The sequence below is a fragment of the Neobacillus sp. BF23-41 genome (assembly GCF_041106275.1).
This window is the reverse complement of record NZ_JBGBPR010000063.1, coordinates 1-6901: the sequence shown is the minus strand read 5'-3', so window position 1 is coordinate 6901 and position 6901 is coordinate 1. Positions and strand designations below refer to the sequence as shown.

The window sequence follows — 6901 nt, the reverse complement described above, 5'->3', positions numbered from 1 at the left end:
CCTTGCCGAAAACCAGCTCTTCTTGTTCACAAAATGATTCAAATAGACTGCGAATTTCCTGTTTTTGAATCGCCTTCAAAACATATTGAATCAGTGAGAGATCCTCCACATCCTTTAACTCGGAAGATATACAATCTATGAACGGTTTCCCGCCTTTATCCAGGTTATATTTCCCCCAGTTCTTAATCGCCAGTTCTCTCGTTTCAGGATTGTAACGAATCAGCTTGTGATGCACGATGAATCGTTCCATTAACGAGTGAACACTCTCAATCGAATAACCCAAATCAAAAGCCATTTGTTTTTTGGTAATCTTATAGATTCCAATTTGTGTCGTTTGTGGATTTGTAAGAAGATAAAGACAGAAGAATTTGTCCTCTGGAGTCATCTCCTCTGATACCATTGGATTCTTCCAAAAATCAGTACGTACCATTCTAAACTTTGCCATCTTCAACCACTACCTTTCTCCTAAAAAAAATTCCTTCATACTTGATATATAATTAAATGAAGAAAATGGTCATATGTTTTTCAATAATATGTGAATACTTTATGACACCTTTTCATCACCTAGTCTTTTGCGCAGGATTTAGGTGAAAGCCCGCATCCTCTGTACTTCTACGATATCGAGATTGGCGGTGTAAAGCGAATCTCCAATTTTCAAATTTGAGGGCATTTTTTGAGCGTAAACGTCAAAAAACGCCTTCAAATTTGATTTTTGAAGGCGTTTTTTGCAATTTTGATTATTTTTTACCCTTTTTTTGTGAAGCCGTTTATCTAAACTTTCTTAGGTTTTAGAAAGAACTGTTCCCCTGTTGCTTCTAAAATATTGGACCAAAAATTAATTGTTAACCTTTGTTTCTGTTCAATCCAACCAATGAATTATTTGAACCACAAGCACCGTTAGGAATAGCCTTATTTTCGTCCTCGTTTTTTATCGGATCCGTCCTTCTTGACTTACTGATTGAGTACATTACGAAATGGTTCGACCAATCAAATGGCAAACTGAAACTTGCCTACCTAAGCTTTGCAATTCACTCCATACCTGCCATCCTAATACTAGTATTTATGTTTATCGAGATTTTTACCGAAATGCTGCCAAAAATAATAAACAACTGATTTATCGGTGCCTGAACTCCAAGAAGATTGATAAACTAGCTTAAATACTTATAAATAGCTTCCTTAACTTTTAATTTTGATTCTTGATTAATGTATTTCCGGTTTGCTGCTGACGGTAGTGGTGAATAAATAGTTTCCTACTAGTTTTTTCTTCCAGAGTTAACCATTTCTGCGTTGTTTTTGATTAGCTTCATGGTTTTGCTCTTTTTTCCCGTTAGGATAGACCTTTTTTGCATCTGTTTGCAGCCTCATTCATTTATTGGAGGGGGCTTTTTAATTTTATGAAACTATGAATATCTTTTTCTAACTAAATGAACTTCCCCGTTTGCGACATAAATAAAAAGCTACCCTATTGGCAGCTAGATCTATAAAAGGAAAGCACCTTATAGTTTAACAAGAGTTCTTCCACGTACTTAAATTTTAGATTAGAAGGTTACAATAACTTTGCCTTGTGAGTGTCCAGTAGAAACTTTTATTAATGCTTTGTTAATGTCATTAAAATTATAAATTGAATCAATAGAGGGCGTGATATTTTCTTTTTCAACAAGATTAGTGATTCTTTGTAATTGACTGCCATTGGCGTGTACGAATAAAAAGTGATATTCATTTTTATGTTTACGTGCTAAAAAATCTACACGAGCACCCACTAAACCAAACAATACTTTTTTCCACATCGGAAAATTATTGTCAACCGCAAAGCGATAATTAGGTACGGCTTTTAATGATACTAACTTGCCTTGAGGTTTTAAGATACCAAGTTCTGCTTTTATCTCTTTTGCTCCCAAGGTGTCGATAACATAATCTATATCATATAAAATGTTGGCATAGTTTTCCTCATGATAATTTATGAATCTATCAGCGCCAATCGACAGTGTACGTGATCTACCTCTTTCACTGCCGCTTGTTATAACATATAACCCCATTGATTTGGCGATGGGGATTGCCATAGCACCAAAGCCACCGGTTCCTCCAGGTATAAATAACTTTTTGTTAGGCTGTACATTGAGTACGTCATTTAATGCTTGATAAGCAGTCAAAGCAGTGAGGGGAACAGCGGCTGCTTCAATAAAGGATAGATTTTTAGGCATTATGGATATAGCATCTTCATTGACGGCCGCATATTCAGCAAAAGCTCCAATTTGATTAACCGGCAACCTTGTATAAATGTGGTCACCAACTCGGAAGTTCTTAACATCTTTTCCAACAGCCTCAATAACACCAGATAGTTCATTTCCTAAAGTTACTGGTAAAGCATAATCAGAAATCATTCGAATAGTCCCATTTAAAATAAGGATATCTAATGGATTAACACCTGCTGCTTTTACTTTAACGAGTACCTCTCGGCTATTATTTTCTGGTATATTAACATCATTCAATTCCACTTGAATTTCTTTTGAATATTTCTGCATTTGAGCAGCTCTCATTTTTTCATCCTCTTCCTTTACAATGTTTTGGTGGCTTTTCATGAAATGCAATCTCTAGCGTTGAATGTAGGTGACTCAAAACAAAAACCAGTGCTTGAAGGATATAGCCCAAGAATGCACCAAACGCCTGCAAATACACGTAATTCATGCATCAAGCACTGATTTTCAGGTTGAGCCAAAAAACGGCACAAACTTTTATATATTAATTACCAAGACAGCTGTTTCCCACAATGTCTAATTCTGATGAAAGAATGGCGTACAATTTTTCAGTTGTACGCCATTCTTCACCCTATAAGCTATACTTACCCCTCTTGAGATTTTAGTTCTTTCATCGTAGGATAATCTGTATAACCCACGCTTCCGTTACCACCAAAGAATGTTGTACGGTCAGCTTCATTCAAAGGAAACCCTTTTTTGAGACGTTCTACTAAATCCGGATTAGCTAATGACCATACACCGACTGGTACCATATCAGCAACGCCATTATCAATATCTACACTAATATCTTCTAGAGCTCGACCAGCTCGATTGACTAATAATGGATTTGACCAAATTGAACGAATTTCATGGAGCAGTGTTTCGTTTCCTAAATGCATAACATGAAGGTAAGCTAAATTGAATTGAGCTAATTCTTTTACAAGATGGAGATAAACTTCAGGACCTTGTTCACCTTCTTCAATTCCACCAAGAGGTGTACCTGGTGAAATACGAAAGCCTGTTCTTTCTGCTCCAATTTCTTCAACGATTGCTTTCGTTATTTCGATAGCAAAGCGAGCACGATTCTCTATTGATCCACCGTATTTATCCGTTCGTTTATTAGAATTTACTCCGATAAATTGATTAATTAGATAACCATTTGCTCCATGAATTTCAACGCCATCAGCTCCTGCTTCTATAGCTGCAGATGCTGCTTTTCGGAAGTCTGCAATTGTCGTTTGAATATCTTCTTCACTTAACTCACATGGAACGGGTATTTCCTGCATCCCTTTAGCAGTAAACATTTTTTCACCAGGTGCGATTGCAGATGGTGCAACTGCTTGTCGATGATGAGGTGTATTGTCAGGGTGGGACATACGACCAGCATGCATCAATTGGATATACATAAATCCACCTGCTTCATGCACCGCATCCGTAACCTTTTTCCACCCTTCAATATGCTTTTCAGTATAGATGCCAGGTGACCATAAGTAACCTTGTCCATCATCAGAAGGTTGTGTACCTTCACTAATAATTAATCCCATAGATGCTCTTTGAGCATAATAAAGGGAACTTAGTTCTCCCGGTGTACCATCTTCTTGCGCTCTACTACGTGTCATTGGTGCCATCGCTAAACGATGAGGTAATTCCAAATTTCCAATTTTCGTTTTGCTCCACAATTTATCCATTTTTGTACACTCCTCCTCAAATGATGTTACCCGTTGTATACGTGTGTCCTTTTACCTTTTGTTTGAAATCTTGGACAAATCACTGAATTAGTAATTTGTATTTAGGAGAGATGTGGGTATATCGCAGATACACCACCGGCAAAATCTCTTTGGATCTTTCGGCTCACGTCATCAGCAACAATTTCAAAGCTGTCGGATTCTAATCCATCAATAGCAATTTTTGCGATATCCTCAGGGTTGGATTTGGGAACTTCTAAGCTCGACGTCATGTCTGTCTCCATGAAGCCTACATGTAATCCAGCTACTCTCACATTTTGAGGATAGAGATTTAAACGAAGGTCGTTCGTCAATGCCCACTCTGCCGCCTTTGCAGCCGTATAAGCGCCAACAGTTCCCGAACTAACCCAAGATAAAGCGGAAAGAATATTCAGAATCGATCCTCCCCCATTATTTGCTAGAATCGGTGCAAAAGTACGAACCATGGAAAGTGTGCCAAAGAAATGCGTATTAAACTCCAAATGTATTTTATCGAGATCACCGTCAATCAAAGAAGCACCTGTAGACGATCCTGCATTGTTGATCAAAAGCGTAACATCCTTAGCGACCATAGCGGCTGCAGCTACCTCTTGAGGGTTAGTAATATCAAGCTTTATAGGAATTACACCGGGAATGTCAATGGACTCAGGATTTCTTGCACCAGCATAAACCTTAGCCCCTCTGGATAGAAGTTCAAGTGCTAAATGGCGTCCAAAACCTCGGTTCGCGCCGGTAACAAATGCGATTTGTTCAGAAATTTTCATTTTTATGTGCTCCTTTTATTATTTAATTTTGGTACAACAAAATGTCTTCCTCCTCAAAACTACGCAAGTAATGATTTCCTTAAGGAGAAGTTTTGGACATAGGCAAGTCTCGCTATATGGGAATGGTCATTCTAAAAAGAACAAAAGAATGATCCCTTCATGGAGAGAGCTTTAAGTAAGGCAAGACTCATATACGAGAACGATCATTCTAAAAAACACAAAAGAATGATCCCTTCATGGAGAGAGCTTAAGTAAGGAAAGACTCATATACGAGAACGATCATTCTAAAAAATGCATAAGCAATGATATCTTCTTAGGAGTAAGCTTTAATACAGCTCAGACTTACTCATATAGGAACTATAATTCTAAGAATAAAATAATTATTTATCTAAAAGTTTTATGGATAAATTGGCTATACGGTGTAGTTTTTCTTTGGGAATGGAGGTTCTTGTCATTACCCTTAACCCAACACATACGGTATGCAGATGTTCCGCCAGTTCGCCGGCATCGTAATCTGAGGTAAATTCTCCCTCCTCCTGCCCCCACAGAATAATATCCTTGAGTAGCTGCTCTGATAGTGTGAACGATTCAGTGGACTTTGAATCCACATCGGCATCGCGCATTGCCAATTCCACCGCCGAATTCACCATTAAACAGCCTGAAGGCGAGTGCTCTTCACCATTTATCATGAAACTAAAAATAAACTGAAGAGCCTCCGCTGCAGTCTTGGAGCGTTTAACTTCTCCCGTAAGCTCAGCACTGACTTTATCGCGAAATCGATCCATAGCTTTCAAAAACAGCGTATGTTTGTCGCCAAATGTGTCATACAAACTTCTGCGATGGATTCCCATATGCTCGACCAGATCGGTCAAGGATGTCTTCTCATAACCTTGTGCCCAAAAGAGCTTCATCGCCTTGTCTAATACTACGTTCTCTTCGAATTCTTTACTTCTTGCCATTCTATTTTCCTCCTCCCATCGTCAATATAACATATTGAGAACGATCGGTAAAGAAAATATATCCTTTCCACATAAATGCTTGTTATAAAAAGAATACCTTCCACCACTTTTGCGCTGGCCTCTGGTCTGTTCAGCAAAAAAAAGGCTAACCTTTAATAAAGGCTAATTTGCTACTATTACTTGATGATCAAAACAGGACAATGCGATAGCTGGGAAACTTTCTGACTAACACTTCCGAGCATTAACCCTTTAATATTTCCAAACCCCCTGCTCCCCATGACGATGAGCAGGTGCAGATTGGACTGCAACAGTCTGAGCACTGGACATATAAGTTCCATATCCAAAACCGACTAGTGCACCAGCAATCAATAAAATAATACTTACATGAAATATAATACATCTAAACTAAATACATTAAAGAAGGATTGGGGGTGCTTATCCTGCCTGAGCTCTCATTGAAAAATCTTTCTTTTCCCAAATCGAACATCCGGCCATTAGAAACAAACCTTCACAGACATATTGCCTTAGGCTTACCTTCCATAAAGGATTCCTCTCGTGTCGTCCAATTATTTATTCAAATAACTAAAGAACTATTTGAATAAAAATATGGTGCCTGACTAATTGCGCAAACAAATGACGGGGCAATCAAAATCCTTCGCCATCGTTTTCAGAGATTTGGAAATTTCCGTTACTTGTAAATGGGAATTCCCTCCGTAAAATTGTCCAGAATGGATTAGTGTTAAGTAGTCGATAAAAAGGATTGGTTTCTTGTATGGAAATTGATTCATCATTTTTCGCGTTTTCGCTCTCATTTCAGCAATGGTTTGTCCAGCCCCATCAAAAATTTGCATATGGGTTTCCGTGAGATCACCAATCACATCCGACCATTTATTCTTTTGATTTTCATTGAGCATTCTTTTTGGATCCCGCATTTTTGCACGGTTAAAGCCTCCAGTCGAAGCCATTAACCGGGAAGTTATCAGCTTTTCAGGCATTTCTAAGGAAAAGACGAGTGGCAGAAACCCTGCCCAACCCGACATTTTCGCAAAATGAAGCATCACGTCGGTTTTTCCCATCGATGGTCTTGCTGCTAGAATCGTCACTTCTCCGCCCTGAAAGCCTCCCGTCACTTCGTCGAGCTTTTTGATACCCGTTGTTGCACTTTTCTGGCTTATTCGATCTTCCCAGGGTGCCTCATAGATATCTACCAATGCTTGTTG

Annotated in this window: 5 protein-coding genes and 2 pseudogenes; all 7 read right to left on the bottom strand. The window is 38.6% G+C overall.

Translation table 11 applies throughout. The annotated features are described in order from the left end of the window. Positions 1-445, bottom strand: a pseudogene (locus AB7942_RS29905) (DNA replication protein DnaD); the annotation flags it as partial. A 1093-nt stretch (positions 446-1538) separates the two neighbouring features. Continuing rightward, on the bottom strand, positions 1539-2537 hold the full coding sequence (locus tag AB7942_RS29900) for an NADP-dependent oxidoreductase (RefSeq protein ID WP_369449696.1): 999 nt from the start codon (positions 2535-2537) through the stop codon (positions 1539-1541). 302 nt (positions 2538-2839) lie between these two features. Continuing rightward, a complete protein-coding gene (locus AB7942_RS29895; RefSeq protein WP_369449695.1) occupies positions 2840-3922 on the bottom strand; it encodes an alkene reductase in 1083 nt (360 codons plus the stop codon). A 101-nt stretch (positions 3923-4023) separates the two neighbouring features. Then, positions 4024-4722, bottom strand: a complete 699-nt coding sequence (locus AB7942_RS29890) for an SDR family oxidoreductase (protein ID WP_369449694.1) — start codon at positions 4720-4722, stop codon at positions 4024-4026. 380 nt (positions 4723-5102) lie between these two features. Next, a complete protein-coding gene (locus AB7942_RS29885) occupies positions 5103-5681 on the bottom strand; it encodes a TetR/AcrR family transcriptional regulator (RefSeq protein WP_369449693.1) in 579 nt (192 codons plus the stop codon). A 176-nt stretch (positions 5682-5857) separates the two neighbouring features. Further along, a pseudogene (locus tag AB7942_RS29880) lies at positions 5858-5968 on the bottom strand (universal stress protein); the annotation flags it as partial. A 330-nt stretch (positions 5969-6298) separates the two neighbouring features. Further along, a partial coding sequence (locus tag AB7942_RS29875; protein ID WP_369449692.1) for a DnaB-like helicase C-terminal domain-containing protein occupies positions 6299-6901 on the bottom strand: 603 nt, incomplete at its 5' end.